This is a genomic window from Vallitalea sp., assembly GCF_025211055.1.
Lineage (GTDB): Bacteria > Bacillota > Clostridia > Lachnospirales > Vallitaleaceae > Vallitalea.
On sequence record NZ_JAOARO010000077.1, the window covers coordinates 138,515 to 157,902 of the forward strand.

Consider the following 19,388-nt stretch of genomic DNA (forward strand, 5'->3'; position numbering starts at 1 on the left):
TTAGTTTGTTTATAATAGAGGTTGTACAACTAACTTAGCTAAATTAAGTACATTTTCCTCATCTTCTATACAACTAATATGATCTCCATTTATTCTAGTTACTTCAAATTCCCCTAAACAGTATTGTTTCCAAAAATCCAATGTTCTTTCACTAGAATCTGCTAGATATTGGAATTCTTCCCGAGCCAACAAAAATCTTACATCTCCCATATAGATTGATGGTTCGAATTGTGCCGCTTTGAAGCTTTGATAGAAAATATTAAACATACCAATTACCATATCTACAGGTATTTTTTCTCCTGTTATATTATACATAATATCTACGTAATCACTGAATCTTTGTTCTCTAGTCAATGTGCTTAGTCTTTTAAATAAATTACTGACTTTCATAATTATGTTATCCCCATCAAGATTACATAAAGCATCTTCTGGAATATCATCTTTATGCTTATCAAACAATTTTTTAAATGTATAATCAAGTTCGTCTATAGTAACTTCATCATAGACTTGTGATAAATTAATATAAAAATTAGTTATGAATATTGATTCTAAAAACAACTTGTCTTTTATATCAAACTGTATCGAATAGCTGTCAATCAAAACCAAGTCAACAATATTTACATTATTTTCTGCTAAGCGTTTAGCCACTTCTACTGCTATTAAACCACCTAAACTATATCCAATAATCTGTACATCATTATTATTATATTTCATAATTCTTTCAACATAATCATCCGCAATATGTTCTATTAATTCCTCTGGTTTTATGGAAGAGTATTTTTCTGCATCTTTAACTGCTACTCCTATTAGAGTACCTATATCCTGTTTTACAAGATACTTTATAAGATATCTAAAACAATTCATAGTTCCTAATCCTGCATGTAAGATAACTCTAAGAGGTCCATCTTCATTTTTGCTGTACTCAATAATTGAAGCATTACTAGAATCACTAACTGAATCAACTATTTGATCTTTTGTACTTACTTGTTGTCGTACAAATTCAGCAAGTGAATTAATAGTTGGGTAATTCAACAATTGACGCAGCAAAGCATCATAAGAAATATCTATATTTATAGTTAATAATTCTTCATGCAAAACACCAGCAGTTTGTGCCATTATGAGAGAATCTGCTCCATAATCATAAAAATCATCTTTCTTACCGATTTCTTTTACTTCTAAAGCACTTTCAATAATTGTTTTTAGTTTTAATTCTAGCTGATCAAATACTTCTTTCTTATTTTTATCACATGCTTTTTGCATTTTTATATTAAGTAATTTCTTTCGATCTACTTTTCCATTTTGTGTTAAAGGGAAATTAGATAATATTAAAATAGAAAATGGAATCATGTACTTTGGTATACATAAGGCTAAATATTCTTTCAATTCATATTCTGTAACTTTTGAATATTTTTGATCATTATCTAATATAACATATCCATATAATTGTTTTTTATTCTCTGTAGTAGCTATTACAACTGCTGATTTAACTTTCTCATGTCTATTTAGAGCCGATTCAATTTCTCCCAATTCAATTCTATGCCCTCTAATCTTAACTTGAGTATCTTTTCGTCCTAAGAATTCAATTTCTCCACTAGGAAGATATCTTCCATAATCGCCTGTACGATATATTATGTCTTCCTCATGGGCTATGAAACATTTAGCTGTTACCTCTTTCTGCTCTAGGTATCCTTTTGATAATCCTTGCCCCATAATTCCTAGTTCTCCTTCAACTAATACAGGACAATCTCTAAGCTTGGAGTCAAAAACTTTAAATTGCTGATTAGCTAGAGGTCTACCATATGGTATACTTTTATATGTTTTATCACTATCATTATATATGTGGTATATTGACCATATGGAAGCTTCTGTAGCACCACCCATACATATAATATTTGCATTAGGTATTTTATTTTTAATTCTATTTGGTAGATTTACTCCGATCCAATCTCCAGATAAAAATATTTTTTTCATTGAAGTGAGGCTATTATTAGATACTTCCAAGTAATTAATCAACATCTCCATAATCGCAGGAACAGTATTCCACATAGTTATATTATTTTCTGATATTAATGATTGCCAATAAGAAGGATCATTTAATTTGCTATCACTAGGATATATTACCTTACCTCCCACGCTTAATAACCCAAAAATATCATAAACAGATAAATCAAAACTAAGTTTTGAAATTCCTAAAATAGAATCATCACAAGTAACCTTAAATCTATCATTAATATCATTTATAGTATTCATGGCAGCTTTATGACTGATAGTAACCCCTTTTGGTACACCTGTCGATCCAGAAGTAAATATTATATATGCTGTGTTATCTGAATTACCTGCATATCTTTCTATTTCTTGATCTTTATATACTAATTTATCAACTTCAATGACTTTATAGTTATTATCTAGTTTTATATTTAATAATGAAGTCATTAATATAATATCTGAAGAAGATTGTTGAATTATTGATTCAATCCTTGATACAGGTTGTTTATTGGATATTGGTATATAAATACCTCCAATATTTAATATCCCTAAGACACTTGCTACTTGATAAATGGATTTTTCCATTACTATAGCTATTCTATCCTGAGGTTTACATCCTGCATCTAATAAATAAGCTGATATAGTATCACTTAATCTTATTAACTCTCTATAGGTTATTGAATTATTTCCATCTTTTACTGCTATATTATCTGGTGTTAACCCTGCTTGTTCATATATTTGCTGGTGTAATAATTTATCTGGTAGAACCTTAGATGTATCATTAACAATTATTCTTTCATCTTGTTGCCATAGTGGCAGTTTCACAATATCTTTTTCATTCCAAGTTTCTTTTATTTCTATTAATCTATTTAATAATTCTTCAAAAGAATTAAACATATCCTTAATCATGTTTTGTGGAAATATCTTATCCCTGACATCCCAATTTATCCTAAGTCCATTCTCATCATCCATAGCTTGACAATCAATAAATACCTGTGGCGTTTGCGAAATACCATTTTCATTAACCTCTATTTTGGATGAAGCTACATTAGTTGATTCGCTTCCTATGGCACTAGTAAAAATAATAGGCATCAGTTCTTTATTGCTATGTCTTCTTGCTAATTCTCTTATTACTTCTACTCCAGAAAATAATTTGTGGTCTAAGTCATCAAATAGACGTTTTTGAATTTCTTGTGCATATTCTATAAATGTTTTAATATCCTTAAGGTTGATTTCTAATAAGTTAATAGTTGTAAAATCACCAACAATATCATTGACTTGTGGGTGTATAGGCATTCTATTCAACAAAGTAAGATTGAGACAAAATATGCTTTCTGTACTCCATCTTTCTATTATAAGTGAAAAAGCGGTTAAAACAGTTGCAGTAGGTGTCAATCCATTTTTCTTTGCAAAATCTTTTAATATATTCCACCTTTCTTGTTTTATATGTAAAGTATGTCTTTTGAATTTTACTTTTTCAATTTTCTCATTAACTAATATTGGTAATTTGGGTGCTGGAGGTAGAGTATCTACTCTTTGCATCCAATAGTTTTTATCTTCAATATATTGTTTTGATTTTTTTAACTTATTGGCAGCTAATATATAATCTCGAAATGTTAGCTCTAACTTAGGAAGTTCTTCATCAATATTTCTATTCAAAATATCAAATTCATTTAACAATAATCTAATGCTTGTCCAATCTGCTATTATGAATTCAATAGAGAAATGCATTATGTAATTATTGTTAGTCTTAGTAAGTTGTATATCAAATAATGGCCATTTCTCAATATCATATACTCTATTACCCATATTTCGTCGTATTTCATTCATTTTTTCTATTAGTACACTTTCATTGAGTCCACTGTATTGGTTATAGGTTATCTTAAAATAATCCACTTCTTTCTGAATGTATTGATTACCACTTTTGTCAAATTTCACACGTAACATATCATGCCGCTTAATTAGTTTATTCCATATTTTTTCTGTCTTTTTCGGATCTAATTGATCATATTCTAATTCTAGATATATATGGCATGCCACTCCACCATATTCAAAACTATCCCTACGTCCTAACAAATATGCAGATTGTATATCAGTACAAGGAAAAGGCTCATACCTTGATTCAATATCAGGAATTATTTTTATGGTCTCATTTACTGCTAGTATATCTATAATTTTTTCCTTATTCTCTTTTAACATATTTAATTCATCTTTACTAATACTACCCTTTGGAGCTTTGAAGTGTAATTTACCATCCTCCATCCAAAGAGAAATACCTTTTATATATAAATCTTCTAACAACTTCTCGATACTTATTTCCATACATATTCCTCCTGTTAATCTAACGAAACTATTTTACACCTACTTTTCAAAAGAAGATGGATCAACCCATACATCATTTTTATGATTATTTAACTCTGGATACCCTAATTCTTTAGTTAACTGCTGCCATAGTTTTGCATATAGAATCATTTGCTGCATATTACACAAATCATATTCTTTTTTTGTTTCATCCAAAATCATCCCTCTTATTTCTTTTATATCTTTTGCTATAGCTGTTGGCCATAGCTTAGATAATATTACATCATATGAAGGTGCTTTTTCATCTCCAATAATTTTAGTACTTTCATTAAAAAGCTCCCTAGGATATTTTGTAAACCTATCCTTTGGTTCTATATCTAAAGTTGGTAATTTCAAAATAGGCTGCCATATAACCGGACCATGAGTATCTGTAAGTATTAATCTTCCACCTTGAACATCTATAGAAAAACTATGAAATTCTCTTATATAACTATCTGGTTCATTTATATTAATTTCATTATTAGCTTTTAGCAAAAAAGGTATCTTGCCTATTGTTCCAGATATTATCTGATATATGCCAGATCCTTTGGTGCAATTTACAATTTTTATAGGGCTTATGTTTGTTAATAGTTTAGATAGAATATGCACCATTGGAAATAAAACTCTTGTAGAGCATTGTATCTCTATGTACTGAGGTTTCTGTTTTTTTAATAGTTCTTTTGTACAATCTGTATATTTTTCCACAGAAGGTAAATTAGTATAAAGATCTCCAACTTTAAAAAACACATTATGTTCTCTAGCAGTTTTCATACATTTTGCAATATTTTTATGGCAGACAGGGTGTTCAAGAATTACATTAACATTTCTTTGAAGAAAATCTATTGCTAAATTAACTCCTTGACCACCCATACTTTCAGATTTTACAACAACACATGCTAAGTCAATATAACTAGGAACATCATCAATATCTGTATATAAATCAACTCCATAATACTCTGCACATTTTTTTGATTTCTCACTACCATTAGATAATATACCAATTAATTTAACTTCATCTTTTATAAGTTGTATTGCTTCTAAATAAAATTGTCCGAACCCTACTCCACATACTATTGTTTTTATTACTTTTTTCTGGTGCATATTGACTCCTTCCTATTTTAGATATTAGACAATTGTTATGCTATACCAGCTTTTAGAAAATGCTTATTTAACATCTTTCTGCCCCATAGACAACCTAATATAGATGTGATTATTGTTAAAATACTTAATATTATCATTAATTCTGGGGTCATAATCTCTATACATTTTTCTGCAACTGGTAGAGACTGGCTACCTTTTTTTGCATATAACTCAATATATTCTTCCTGCATATAGATGAATGGATAATATTCACCAAGTGCTAATCCCAACATAAAAGATATGTATCCCAACACAATAGATAAGAATTTTTTTCTACCTAATAAGTTATATATTATCTCTCCTACTACCCCTCCTGCTAATGTAGTTATAAACATAATACCACCAGGTGCCATATTAAAAAGTACAAGTCCTAACAAAGCACTGCTTATTACAAATATACCTCTCATAGGTGCTTTTGTTATCATTAACATAAAAATCAATCCACCAATTGTTGATAGAATCAATGGAAGTACAATCAATATAGGTGGGAAAAATCCTATTGTACAAGCTAATGCTCCAAATACTACTATAAGCAGAGCATTAAATATCCCTATTGTTATTAAATCTTTTACTTTACTGTTTTTTTGGTTATTACTCATGCCAAATTCTCCTTTTCATAATTTTTATTTGTTTTTTTAATATTAAAAACAGTGATGGTTTTATTATCATTAAGTTTTAATACTGTATTAAATGTAAGATTAGCAAATTCTTCGTCATGGGTAATTACGAAAATACACCTATTACTATTTGATATTTTTCCTATTGCATTACTGACTTGTTTCATATTAGCTGCATCTAATCCACTTGTTGGTTCATCTAAAAATAGTAATCTAGAATCTTTCATACAAGCCATTGCTATAGCTAATCTTTGTTTTTGACCACCAGAAAGTGATGCTGGATGTCTATCTATATATTTACCTAGATTAAAGTATTCAAGATATCTTTTTGCTTTATCTCTTGTTTTCTTTGTTTCTGGTAATCCGATAATCATTTCTTCTAACACACTAGAAGCAAATAATTGATAATCTACATCCTGCATAACATAAGTGGAATTCTTAATCCTTACACTCTTTGATGCTTTCTTAGCATCTATATATATTTTACCTTCACTAGGATTTTCAAGTCCCATTAAGACTTTTAATAAGGTACTTTTACCAACTCCGTTTTTTCCTATTATTCCTATTATGTCTCCACCGTATGAATTGAACGAGACATTTTCAAATATGTATTTTCCTGCTCTATATCTAAAAGACAAATTCTTAACTGTTAATAAAGGATTAGTTTTTCTTGTGTGAGGATTATACGTATATTTCATTAAATCTATAGGACTGATATATAATTGTCTAAAATTATTTTTATCAAGCCATAGAGGTGATTTTTCTACAAAATCTTTTCCATTTATTATTTCCTTGATACTTCCATTTTCCATGTATACTACTCTATCAGCTATGTCTTTTAGATAATTAAGTCTATGCTCTGATATTATTACTGTGTGTCCTTTATCTTTTAATTTTCTTAATATCTCACCTAATTGTTTAGTTCCTTCATAATCTAGATTAGAAGAAGGTTCATCTAATACATATATCAATGCTCCAAGGGTATATACAGAAGCAACAGCAATTTTTTGTTTTTCACCACTTGATAATTTTAGAAGTTTTTTATTAATTAGATTATTAAGTTTAAGGTCTTCAACTGATTTCTTCATATTTTCTTGGATAACTTTAGAATCAATTCCATAATTCTCACTTGAAAATGGAATTTCCGTCCTAACATGCAAAGTAAAAAATTGCGAACGGGTATCTTGAAATACAGACCCTACCTCACGTGAAATTTCTCTTATTCCATCTGTACTTAAATCATAATTCTTTATCTTGGCTTTTCCCCTAAATTCTCCTTTATAAAAATTCGGAATTAATCCGTTAACACATCTTGTCAAAGTAGTTTTTCCACATCCGCTTTTTCCTGTAAGTACAATAAATTCTCCTTTTTTTATTGAAAGATTTATATTTGACAATGCTTGTTCATTACTTCCTTCGTATTTAAAATATAAATGTTTGTAGTCAATTACCGTTGGGTTTCCTTCTAACATAACATACTCCTCTAATAATTTATTATTATCAATCACAATAATATATAATTCTTGTCAATAAAAACAATTAAAACCGCTATACATATAAAAATAATACAATAACACCAATCAATAAGCTGAAATTTAACTTTTGTGATGCAAGTTCTATTGTTATTAAGATCTAAACCCTTACAAAGAGTAGCTGCTGACAATTCATCAGAAATTTTTGCACTTCGTATTAATAAAGGCAACATGAAATTTTCAATCATTTTCATTGGGTGCATTATAAATCCTATAAAAGAAGGATTTAACCCTCTCATTTTAAGGCTGACCCTGACAAGACTTATCTCTTCAGTAATTGTAGGTATATATCTATATACAACAGCTAGTGGAATAATAAATGTCTTTGGTATTTTCATATGTTCTAGAGCAGTTATCATCTCATTCATATAGTTCTTATTGAACATGATAAAGCAAACTATATAAATTGGTATTACATGTAATAATAAAATAATTATCATAGATATAACCATGCTTATATAATAGGTTGATATAAGGGTTAAAACCCTTCTTACAATAATTAATATATTATAAGCCACAAAAAAACGAATGGCTTTTTCCTTCATCTTCTGACTAAACATCAATATGTCTACAATCAGGAATAATGCATATACCATAGCCAATTGAAAAAGCATACAACTTAATACAGATACCACTATAACCAAAAATATTAATACTCGAGGATCAGGTTTTGATGTTTTAAAGTCTATTCTATTCATTGTATCTATCCTTAATCTATTTTTAATTTATTATTATTTAATCAGAATTACTATTAATATCTAAGTTATACGATACTCCATCCTTCAGCTTTCTCACGTATTGATAAGAAATTCTTATAGATACCCTCCTCATACAATAATTGCTCATGACTTCCTTTTTGTATGATTTCTCCATTATCTACAACTAATATTTGATCTGCATTTTGGATGGTAGCTAGTCTATGAGCTATTGTAATCATAGTTTTACCTTCTACTAATGAACTTATCGCCTTTTGAATTTCATATTCATTTTCTGGGTCAATACTTGCAGTAGCTTCATCTAATATTACTATAGGAGCATCTTTCAATATTGCTCTTGCAATAGAAATCCTTTGTTTTTCTCCACCTGATAATGTTGAGCCAGCATCCCCTATAATTGTGTCATATTTATCTGGCAGACTCATGATGAAATCATGGCATCTAGCTTTTTTAGCTGCTTTAATGATATCTTTTTTACTTGCATTTGGATTACCGAACTTAATATTGTTATATATTGTATCGTGAAACAAATACACGTTTTGAAACACCATACTAATGTTTTTTAATAGACTTTCGCACTTCATATTCTTGATATTTTGTCCCCCTATTAATATCTTTCCCTTATTAACATCATAGAATCTAGCTATCAAATTGCATATTGTTGTTTTACCACTACCAGAGCCTCCTATTATTGCTGTGGTAGATTTTTCAGGAATATCAAAAGATACATTCTTCAATATCTCATTCTTATCATACGCAAAAGTTACATTGTCAAATTCTATATCATATGAGAATAATTCTTTATTTACACCATTTTCATCAATAAATTTAGCATTATTGATTTTATCTAATTTATCCATTGTCTCATCGATGAGTTCCAATACGTGTGTAGCATCATTGATACCTTCAACATTACTAAAAATTACAAAAGAGAACATGACCATCATAAGCATTGTTGACATATCCATTGTTCCATTATTAGCCATTAATGCAGCTATACAAACTATAGCTATAGATGCTATTTTAAGAGATATAACATGAAAACTATTATATAAAGTGAATTCTTTTTCTATCTTTACATTTATATCTTTACTCTTTTTGTAAGCATCTTCTATTCCTTTTCTTGATACACCTTCTTGTTTGAAAGCTTTTACAATTGGTATTCCTCTTATATATTCAATTGTAGCTGCTATCATTGATTCTTGAGCAAAATGGTGTTCTGGTGCATTTTTATCAGTTTTATTACCTAATAGTTTCAAGAAAACTGCTGATAATCCAACCCCAGCAAGACATATTAAACCAATTTCAATCTTGTAAAATAATAAGCACAATATCATTGTAAAAACACAAATATATCCATTAACTACAGAATCTATCATTTTCATTCCATACATCTCTACGAATGAAAGATCAGTTGTAACTGATGCGGCTATTTCTCCAGCATTATGTGTATCAAAGAATCCTAATGATACTCTTTTCAATATATTACCTATCTCAATCCTTTGTTCCGCAGTGACTTCATAACCAACACTTTCTTGAGATTTTGCTTTTAGATAAGAAAATAGGAATCTACCTAATAAAGCAACAATCATAAAACCTAATAAATAAAAAACATAATCAGTAGTTAGTTTTTTTGTCCCATTCATATCTTCAATAACAAGATTTAATCCAATGGCAGTTCCCATAATAGGCATTGCAATGAATAATGAATTAAAGAAAGAATATACAAATCCTATATATATACGTTTTTTTCTATTTCCTGTCCATTTAATTATTCTTTTTATTGTTCTAAACACTTAATTGCACCTCACTATCATTTGATTTACTACTACTTGCAGCCCAATGTTTACTTCCAATATGGGCATCCCACATATTTTTGTACATACTTGACTTACTCAACAATTCATCATGGGTTCCTATATCCTTGATTTTACCATTATCTAGGATAACAATATTATCTGCATTCTTAATAGTTGATAGTCTATGAGCAATTACCAAAAGTGTTTTACCTTTTGTAAGTTCCGCTATTGATTTTTGTATTTTGTCTTCATTTTCTGGATCAGTGAAAGCTGTAGCTTCATCAAGAATAATAATAGGAGCATTTTTAAGTATTGCTCTAGCTATAGCTATTCTCTGCTTTTCACCACCTGATAGTTTTCCTCCTGCTTCCCCAGCTGCAGTCTCATATTTGTTATCAAGTTTTTCAATGAATTCGTGACAACAGGCTGCTTTTGATGCTCTGATTACTTCTTTATCAGATGCGCCAATATTTCCTAATCTAATGTTTTCCATTAAAGAACAGTTAAACAAAAAATTATCCTGTGTCACATAGCTTATTGAATCCATCAACTGTTCTATTGGAATATCCTTAATATTAACTCCATCTATTTTTATTTCTCCTTTAGTTACATCCCAAAATCTTACGAGCATTCTTGCTATTGTAGATTTTCCACTTCCTGATGCGCCTACAAAAGCTGTAAATTGACCCTCTCGTAGATTTAGATTAATGTCTGATAATGCACTTTTACTCTCATCGTTAACTTTTTCATCATCATAAGAAAAAGATACATCATTAAACTCGATATTATATGAATTCAATTTCATTTCTTTTGAAACATTTGGTAATTCATCAATACCCACATATTCATAGGCATCTCTCAAAGCAAATTGTATAGCTTTTAAATCATTTACAAGTATAGTAAAGTTAGTAAGTGCACCAACTATTCCAAGTGACAGTAATAAGCACATTGTCAATTCAGCTGGATCTAGTGAACCCTTTATATATAAATACAAACCAATAGGTAATGTTCCAAGTAGAGATGTTGGTAATGCAGAACTAGCAAAATTAACTAATTTCCAAGTGCTTCTAAACCAATCTAATGTATAATTTTTAAATTCTTTAACTGCTGATTCAAATTTTTCATATGATTTTGCTGATTGATTGAAAGCTTTTATTACCTGAATTCCTTCTATATACTCTACAATTACACCATTAACATAATTACTTGATTCCATGTAATCATCGTATTTTTTATTATATGTTTTCATAACTATTCCATAAGCAATACCTCCTATGAAAACAGAAATTAATGACGCCAATGCCATTCTCCAATCGATGCTTATGAGATATATTAATACACATATGGATAATACAAGATTAGAAAGGCTCTCTGGAATCATATGTGCCAACGGAAGTTCTATAGTCTCAACTCTATCAATAATAGTGTTTTTTATTTTCCCTGCTGATTCATTGAGTACCACTCCTAATGGTACTTTCATTAATTTATCACATATAGAAAGCCTAATACTCTCTAATATCTTATACGCAGATATATGTGATAACACCGTAGAGAACCCATGGAACGCTACCTTTACCACATATCCTGCTAATCCAATTCCCGACCACAATATTATATTATCCACTGTTTGAGCTCCATCAAAGAATAATTTAAAAATACGATAAACTGCCATATAAGGAACTATTCCTCCAAATACACTTATAATGGCAAAGAATACCGAAACTACTAATTTTACTTTACATTCTTTTGCGTAAAATGAAACAATGCTTAACCAATTTTTTTTCTTCATTCATATCCCTCTATCTTATATTTGTTTAGATAACTTATGCCTGTTCTACAGATTGTTAACAAAGATGTTATAGCTTTCATAATATATCTAATTAAATCTTTACATAAATACCTCCTTAATTTCTAAATCTTGTTTTTCAAAAATGAATATTTTGATATAATAGTTATTTATTTAATTAATTAGAATATATCATAACTAGTATAATCCAACCGATAATGATAGTCAATATTAATTTTTAGAATTAAATTAAATTTTTCTAATTACCAAAAAACATGTACTAGTGAATCAACTGTATTACATAAAAAAAAGATGTTGAAATATCAACATCTTATATATCATATTATTAATTTATTTGAAATTCACTTGATAATCCATCAAAGTTTATGATATCACCTGTCCATCCATTTTTATATGCACCATGATGAAGAATTCTATATATTCCTGGCAAAGTATCGTTAGGTATTGTCCATTCTACTTTTGCTAGAGAACTACCCCATACTGGATCTTTTCTTATCCATCTGTATTTAGTTTCCCAATCCCAATCATTAGCGATTGTTACCCATTGATTATCAACTCGTTTTTGTACTTCTAGATAAGTTGATTGTGTTTTTAGATCGTTCTTAGGATGACCAGTCCAGAATGAAACGGATACACTATCACCGATGTTATACGAAGAGTGTACGTCTTCTTCAACTTCTCCAAAATCCTTACCTATAGGAACATTATCAAACACAACTCCTGTTTGGAAACACATTTGTTCGTCTTTTAGATCTCTAGGTGTAGGACCTGATTCAGTTGTCACATTATTTTTCATATCATTTGCTATTTTGTGGAATTCCTGTAAATAGCTTGGTAATGTCCATTTACCAAAATGAGTTGATGCTCCTTCGTAATGCTGCATATCATATTCTTCCTGAGTAGCTACATAACCACTATACCCATTGGAAAGTCCTGCTAAAACAACTGTATGCTCTATATTAGAGTCTTTGTCCATAGTTTGCTTAACAATTCTTTTTAGCCTTCTACCAGACATAGAGGTAAATTCAGCTGGGACTGCCACTAAGACTAATTGACCAATTTTCATAATCTGTATAGGTAATATTTCTGGAGTCCAAGGATAAGGTTCTCCTTTTCCAGTAGCAAAAAGTATTGGTTTGGGATAGTGTTGTTCCCATAGTTCTGGATATTTTAATCCATTGACAGTATTTATTTCTGGAATTATATTGAGAAAATGTTGAGCAGTTTTTACTAGATTACATCCCTCATCTATCGGATAATCATCTGAAGTCATTCCCTCATGGAACATATCTATATTACTAGGACCGTCTTCTGCTCCACAAGCAAATGAATATCCTATAGCTGCATCATATGTCAACTTATGGTCTGATTCTGTTATTTCAGTTGGTAGTTCACTATTGCACTTATAACTAGTATATTCTAGCGCTACACTTATGTTCGAAAAATCTATGTATTTATGTCTATAATCAATGTTACCACTTACAATAGTAGCTGCAGAATTACTTAGTTCAAGTCCCTTCAAGTATTGCTGTTCTCCTGCAAATTTTGTACTTTCAAAATCATTATCCCCATATCCTTGTTCTCCCCCATAAATATTAGGAGATACATCACCACAGTCACTCTGGGCAAATGCAGCTACAAATGTTTTATCTGCCCTATAATCCGTTCCTAGAGTTTTTTCATATAGATATGATGCATATCCTTTATTATCACTGGAAATATAATGATTTGTATTACCCATTGATGTTGGATGTATTGGAAACCAGTTGATTATTCCTAATAAGTCTCCATTGTTATTTTTGATATTAAGCATTACCATATCCCTATCAATATCATCTGCAAATATATTTCTCTCATCTTCATCATTATTATTATAAGCTACTATAGACCTATTAATGCTTGTTCCATTAAGAGTAGAAGAATTAATCTCAATATAACCTGATTCAAGGTTATTATGAGCTCTTACTATAGAATTATATATACCATCTACTATACAGTCATAATTTTCTTCAATATAACCGTATGCTGAAATATTATATAAAGCATAATGAGAATGACCTGCTGGACCACAATGAGTATGAGTAGCACTTAACATAACGTTTTCATCTGTATATAAATCACCATATGTCTCCTGTAATTTCCTCATTACACCCTGTTTGACTCCCTGAAATAGTTGTCCCAAATCTGCACTAACAAACACAATTCTCTTGTTATTGGCATTATCAGCAACTATAAATGCCCTTGACCGAAGTCTAAGATGAATCCCTTCTGTTATTTGTTCATTACTTGCGTAACCCATCATTACTACTTCTGCTGCTGGTCCTGTTATATCATAAATACCTGTCCCAACATTATAGTTTCCATTATCTTTTGCATATGTAACATTACGTGTAGGTATTGCAATCAATGATATAGCACATATTAGGCATAAAAACTTATTGAATCCTCTTAACATATAAATCTCCTCCTTGTCCTAGTAATAATATATTCATATATATTACTTTTTATGAATATTTTTATATTCAAGGAGTTAATTAAATATGACTTAGATTATAGCATAGTCATTGAACCATCTATAATCTGTGGGATGGTAAACCATAAATTTCTATTCTTCAGCGTAAATATTGATAAATTCAAATGTTGAAAAATCAAATAACCCTTTTTCACAAACTTTGATTTCCGGTATTACTACAAGTGACATGAATGAAAGTGTCAATAATGGATTAATATCAACTTTTGGTGCAATTATCTTTATCATCTCATTAAGTTTTCCTAAATCCTTTAATACTGTTTCAGAGTCCCTTGTAGTGATTAATCCACAGATTTCAAGATTTAACTTAGCAAGTACTTTATTATCATCTACAACAACAATTCCACCCTGCATCTCTTCTATAACTTTAATTGCCTTTAGTATATCGTTATCATTAGTTCCTACAACAATTAGATTATGAGAGTCATGAGAAATAGTAGTTGCTATTGCTCCTGATTCTAGTTTTAGACCTTTCAGAATACCTTTACCTATATTACCAGTTTTTCTATGTCTTTCAATGACTATAATTTTCTGCTGATCTTTTTCTATATCTGGTTGAAAGTGTCCTCGATCATTGGTTATGACCTTTTCAATAGATTTTTTTGTGACTACTCCATTATTGATTACTTCTATAATATTAGCTTTATGATAGCCTTTCATATCAATAATCAGATCTTCTTTTTTTATTTCAGGTATATTTATAGAGGCTATTAATTTCTCTGGTTTCTCACATATAATTGTTGAAACTTCATCTATCAGCTTTTTATCTTTTACTACTAATTTTCCATTTTTATATACATCAATAATGTTAAGGTCCTGAATATTATCTAGTACTGAAAAATCCGCAATATACCCTGGAGCTATTGCTCCTTTTTCGTGGAGTTTATAACATTGGCAAGTATTATATGTTGCCATTGATATAGCTATAATTGGATCAAGACCTGACTTGATTGCTAGTTTTACATTATGATTGACTCCACCAATAGTCACCAGCTCGTCAAGATGTTTATCATCTGTTGCAAAACATAATAACCTATGGTTTCTCTCATTGACACTTGGTATAATATTAGGTAGATCTTTACATACTGAACCATATCTAACCAAAGTGTGGATTCCTCTTCTGTTTCTTTCTATTAAATCTTCAGCTGTGGTGGATTCATGGTCAGTTCTAATTCCTGCAGTTGCATAAGCATTCAACTTATTGATATCAAATCCCGCACAGTGACCGTCGATAATACAATTTTTGTTTTTTGCGTCTTCCAATTTTTCTATCATGTCCTCATTACAAGATACTACCGCTGGAAAATCCATAACTTCTGCAAGCCCTAGCACACTTTCTTCTTCATATAGTGGTTTTAGGTCTTTAGCTGTTAGAATTGCACCCCCTCGCTCAAGACTAGTGGCTGGAACACATGAAGGAAGCATTATATTGACATCCAATGGTACATGTTTAGCCATATCCATCATATATCTTATTCCATCAACTCCACTCACATTAGCTATTTCATGAGGATCAGCAATAATAGTCGTTACTCCAAAAGGTAATATTGCATTAGAGTATTGAATTGGTGTAACCATGGAGGATTCTATATGTAAGTGTCCATCTACAAAGCCTGGAATGATGGTTTTACCAGTTCCATCTACTTCTAATTCACCTTTTCCTTTGTAAGCACCTATTCCGACAAAATATCCATCTTTAATTGCTACATCTGATGTATATGTATCTAGATTAAATACATCTACGATCTTTACATTACTAATTACTAAATCCGCTTTTACTTCTTTTGTTGCTGCTTTTATTCTATCTACAAGCATTACACAAGACTCCTTATGGCGATTATATATAATTTTTATTTGGTTATTGGGAAGTTTCATATTAAGTAGTCTGGTATGTATTATAATAGAAAGTAAGGATGATTTCTTGAACATATAAAAAAGACTTTCTATTAGAAAGTCTCTTGATTCATAGTAGATATGCATTGCATAAATTTTAGTAAGACCAAAAAAACATCAGTTGGTTTATGAGTAACTGAGTCCTTTAATCTATAAAGCACCTATTTATAAATAATAAATGGGTACTAACTAATTATACTATAAAATCGTAGTCCTGTATTTTACGGTTACAGGGTAGAGACTTTCTCACCATATTAGAGAATTTATACGAAACAATTAATTTTTATTATAAAATATACTCAAGCCAGTTAATATAACTAGTTTGAGTTTTCATTTGATTTGTTGAATCATTCATCTATGATATAGATTGTAGAATATTGTATCACAATATTATTTTTTGTCAAGATGGTAATAATTGACATGCATAATTTTTCAGTTAAGTCATGTAATTTTATCAGCTGTCAACTACATAATAATCATATTCAGCATTCCCGTTGTTTTTTTATATTTAATTCATATATTCTTCTTTCAGTAATCCCATTACTATGATATCATGATAATTTCCTTCTCTATAAAGTTCTTTACGTAACACTCCTTCTGTTATGAATCCACATTTTTCATAGCATCTCATTGCTCTTTTGTTGAATGAATATACATTTAATTTTATTTTGTTAATATTCATCTCGTTGAAGATAAATCTTATAAGTACATTCATTGCATCAGTTCCATATCCTTTATTCCAATATTCTTTGTTTCCGATGAATATGCCTATTTCCACGTTACTGTTTTTCCAATCAACTTGATTTATTCCACAACCACCAATATATATATTATCATCAAGAGTTTCAATAGCAAAATTATATGTGTCTTTCAATGCAGTATTACTTTCAAACCACTTTTCTTCATCTTGCAACGTATAGGGGTAGGGTATTCCTGGATTTAAGTTTTTTTTCAGTTCTTTATCATTAATATAGTTTTGTGCTACTTCCGCATCAGATTTCCTATATTCTCTTAACCTGATTTTTTTTCCTTTATACATAATTATTACTCCTCTCTTTTTTTGAATTCAGCTTACTTATGAAGTATTTATCTCCATATTGCTATATATAAATTATATATATGTACTATAATAATGTCAATTTGCAGTTAACTATTGTATTCAATTTGTAACACAAAAAGTTCATCATCGATTATATAATTATAAAAACTATAATGTATTTAGGTTTATATATTCGAAATTATCTTGTATAATAATAGAATAGGAATAAACCAAAATAAAAATATTAAATTTTCTTATTAAGATAACAATCATAATTATCACTAAAATTATACAATATATATGGTTTAATTTCACAAAAATAAATTTACATATAATCTTTTGCTCATAATTACTCTTATATAGTAGAATTTTATCTTATATGTAAGTAAAAATGACTAATTTTTGACAATTCTATTGATTATTTAAATATTAATAATATAATAAATTATGAATTAGCTAGAACATATATTAATCTGCAGTTTTAATAATTTCCTAATGCTTATATTGAAAAAGAAATAATAGACATAAATAAATTTCATAACCGCAGTTTATTATCAAAGGATAATAATATTTCAAATTCACCTACTAAAAATAGGCATTGCTACAGTTTATTATGAAGAAAAATACACAAGAAATACTGATCATGAAATTATTTGTACAGAAAGCAGATTATTATCATTAGATGAAATCAACAAAATAGGTAAAGAAAAATTCTCTACAAAAAGTGATATAATATGGGATGGAATAGATTCCGTAAAAAGAGGAACTCTAAATATTACAATTGAAATTGGTACAGAAAATGGATGGAGTGAAGATAATTATGATTACTATCTAAAAGGTCAAGCCGACTGGGGTCCTTCATTTTTAGGTGTTAGTCATGGTCCTGCAGTTGGATATGATTATATAGGATTTAGTTGGGGAGGAGGATTCAACCTTGGAGACTCTGAAATATCTGGTTACTATAATAATTATTCTCCTATAAACTATTATAGAGAGGATATAGTTCATAACGCAGGAATTGTTTGGAGTTTTGAAGAACAATACCCAATTATGTCTCAATATGCAAAACACACAGAAGCATTAATTCATATTTCTAAAAACACACCAACTGGTAATGGTAATTCAACAACTGTAGCATTAAAATATATACATACTTATCAATCCGCAAAAGGTACAATTAGTATTAATGCTTCACCTAGTGGAATAGGTACTGGATTTACATTACAAGATGTTTCAAAACAATGGAACATTGTAGCATATATTACAAATATAAATTATTAATATCTTTTAGCTTTTACTTTTAGATACGATACATATATCAGAATAATAAAAATATTGGGAGTGATAAATTGTCACGAAAAAGATACCTATTTTTTTGTGTGCTAGTTCTAGTATTTATTATATTAGGGGACTATACTGATGGACTTTGGTCTAACCCAAACTATGAACATGGTAGTACAATTATTCAAACATTAAATTATTATTATAATATCAATAAATCCAATACTAAACTTGATGAGTTAATATATCAAGTTAAAACTAATAATGCTTACTTAGTTTTTTATAAGGATAATTATAATCTCTTAAATATAGCATTACTTAAAAAAAGATGGAATTCTAGATGGAAGGTACTTGCTAAAAAAAGAGGTATTTCTTTAGAAAATACTCTGCCAAATATATGGAATCTCAATGAAAGTAAAACAACTTGGCAATGGACACATTTAAAAAATGGGAATATTCAAATACCTATTTTTTATGGAGTAATATATAGTAACGATGTTAATAAAATAATAGTTAATAATGAAGAGGCTACAATAATAAGAAAAAATGATTTTAATATATGGTTTAGCATACAAGAATATACCAATAACTATGATATCAAAATATATAACTCTTCAACACAGGTAATTGAAAAATATCCTAAATGAAGTTAACTTTTACAAATATTATAAATATGAAAATCTCAGACTTTAGATAGCCTGAGATTTT

General features: G+C 29.3%; 12 protein-coding genes and 1 riboswitch. Of the genes, 2 read left to right on the forward strand and 10 right to left on the reverse strand.

The window, feature by feature from the left end:
* Window positions 1–9 precede the first annotated feature (9 nt).
* The 10 genes from N4A55_RS11170 to N4A55_RS11215 form a co-directional block, all read right to left on the reverse strand.
* Window positions 10–4,308: an amino acid adenylation domain-containing protein gene (locus N4A55_RS11170; protein ID WP_293756256.1), complete on the reverse strand. Its 4,299-nt coding sequence runs from the start codon at window positions 4,306–4,308 to the stop codon at window positions 10–12.
* Between the two features lie 39 nt (window positions 4,309–4,347).
* Window positions 4,348–5,427 (reverse strand): Gfo/Idh/MocA family oxidoreductase, encoded by a 1,080-nt coding sequence (locus tag N4A55_RS11175; protein ID WP_293756259.1) that lies wholly within the window; start codon window positions 5,425–5,427, stop codon window positions 4,348–4,350.
* A 35-nt stretch (window positions 5,428–5,462) separates the two neighbouring features.
* The gene (locus N4A55_RS11180) at window positions 5,463–6,065 is read right to left on the reverse strand and encodes an MptD family putative ECF transporter S component (RefSeq protein WP_293756262.1); all 603 of its coding nucleotides are present in this window, start codon (window positions 6,063–6,065) and stop codon (window positions 5,463–5,465) included.
* Window positions 6,062–7,555, reverse strand: coding sequence for an ABC transporter ATP-binding protein (locus tag N4A55_RS11185; RefSeq protein ID WP_293756265.1), 1,494 nt, complete (start codon window positions 7,553–7,555; stop codon window positions 6,062–6,064). Before N4A55_RS11185 ends, N4A55_RS11180 begins: the two co-directional genes overlap by 4 nt.
* A 32-nt stretch (window positions 7,556–7,587) precedes the next feature.
* Window positions 7,588–8,313 (reverse strand): energy-coupling factor transporter transmembrane component T family protein, encoded by a 726-nt coding sequence (locus tag N4A55_RS11190; RefSeq protein WP_293756267.1) that lies wholly within the window; start codon window positions 8,311–8,313, stop codon window positions 7,588–7,590.
* 65 nt (window positions 8,314–8,378) lie between these two features.
* Window positions 8,379–10,127 carry an ABC transporter ATP-binding protein gene (locus N4A55_RS11195; RefSeq protein WP_293756269.1) on the reverse strand — a complete coding sequence of 583 codons (1,749 nt, stop codon included), beginning with the start codon at window positions 10,125–10,127 and terminating at the stop codon, window positions 8,379–8,381.
* Complete coding sequence (locus tag N4A55_RS11200; RefSeq protein WP_293756272.1) at window positions 10,120–11,919, reverse strand: ABC transporter ATP-binding protein; 1,800 nt, start codon at window positions 11,917–11,919, stop codon at window positions 10,120–10,122. The genes N4A55_RS11195 and N4A55_RS11200 overlap by 8 nt, the downstream gene beginning before the upstream one ends.
* Window positions 11,920–12,262: 343 nt before the next feature.
* On the reverse strand, window positions 12,263–14,392 hold the full coding sequence (locus N4A55_RS11205; protein ID WP_293756274.1) for a neutral/alkaline ceramidase: 2,130 nt from the start codon (window positions 14,390–14,392) through the stop codon (window positions 12,263–12,265).
* A gap of 150 nt (window positions 14,393–14,542) precedes the next feature.
* Window positions 14,543–16,282, reverse strand: coding sequence for an adenine deaminase (gene ade / locus N4A55_RS11210; RefSeq protein WP_293756276.1), 1,740 nt, complete (start codon window positions 16,280–16,282; stop codon window positions 14,543–14,545).
* A gap of 267 nt (window positions 16,283–16,549) precedes the next feature.
* Window positions 16,550–16,651, reverse strand: a riboswitch (purine riboswitch).
* 217 nt (window positions 16,652–16,868) lie between these two features.
* Entirely contained in the window at window positions 16,869–17,399 is a 531-nt protein-coding gene (locus N4A55_RS11215) for a GNAT family N-acetyltransferase (protein WP_293756278.1), read from the reverse strand.
* A gap of 1,050 nt (window positions 17,400–18,449) precedes the next feature.
* Between N4A55_RS11215 and N4A55_RS11220 the strand changes: the two genes are divergently transcribed.
* Window positions 18,450–18,680, forward strand: coding sequence for a hypothetical protein (locus tag N4A55_RS11220; protein ID WP_293756281.1), 231 nt, complete (start codon window positions 18,450–18,452; stop codon window positions 18,678–18,680).
* Between the two features lie 68 nt (window positions 18,681–18,748).
* Window positions 18,749–19,327 (forward strand): hypothetical protein, encoded by a 579-nt coding sequence (locus N4A55_RS11225; protein ID WP_293756284.1) that lies wholly within the window; start codon window positions 18,749–18,751, stop codon window positions 19,325–19,327.
* Window positions 19,328–19,388 lie beyond the last annotated feature (61 nt).

Bases quoted from the DNA above. Each gene is read 5' to 3' on its own strand.
- N4A55_RS11170 (WP_293756256.1), bottom strand. From the start codon at position 4,308: ATGGAAATAAGTATCGAGAAGTTGTTAGAAGATTTATATATAAAAGGT.
- N4A55_RS11175 (WP_293756259.1), bottom strand. From the start codon at position 5,427: ATGCACCAGAAAAAAGTAATAAAAACAATAGTATGTGGAGTAGGGTTC.
- N4A55_RS11180 (WP_293756262.1), bottom strand. From the start codon at position 6,065: ATGAGTAATAACCAAAAAAACAGTAAAGTAAAAGATTTAATAACAATA.
- N4A55_RS11185 (WP_293756265.1), bottom strand. From the start codon at position 7,555: ATGTTAGAAGGAAACCCAACGGTAATTGACTACAAACATTTATATTTT.
- N4A55_RS11190 (WP_293756267.1), bottom strand. From the start codon at position 8,313: ATGAATAGAATAGACTTTAAAACATCAAAACCTGATCCTCGAGTATTA.
- N4A55_RS11200 (WP_293756272.1), bottom strand. From the start codon at position 11,919: ATGAAGAAAAAAAATTGGTTAAGCATTGTTTCATTTTACGCAAAAGAA.
- N4A55_RS11205 (WP_293756274.1), bottom strand. From the start codon at position 14,392: ATGTTAAGAGGATTCAATAAGTTTTTATGCCTAATATGTGCTATATCA.
- ade (WP_293756276.1), bottom strand. From the start codon at position 16,282: ATGCTTGTAGATAGAATAAAAGCAGCAACAAAAGAAGTAAAAGCGGAT.
- N4A55_RS11215 (WP_293756278.1), bottom strand. From the start codon at position 17,399: ATGTATAAAGGAAAAAAAATCAGGTTAAGAGAATATAGGAAATCTGAT.
- N4A55_RS11220 (WP_293756281.1), top strand. From the start codon at position 18,450: ATGTCTCAATATGCAAAACACACAGAAGCATTAATTCATATTTCTAAA.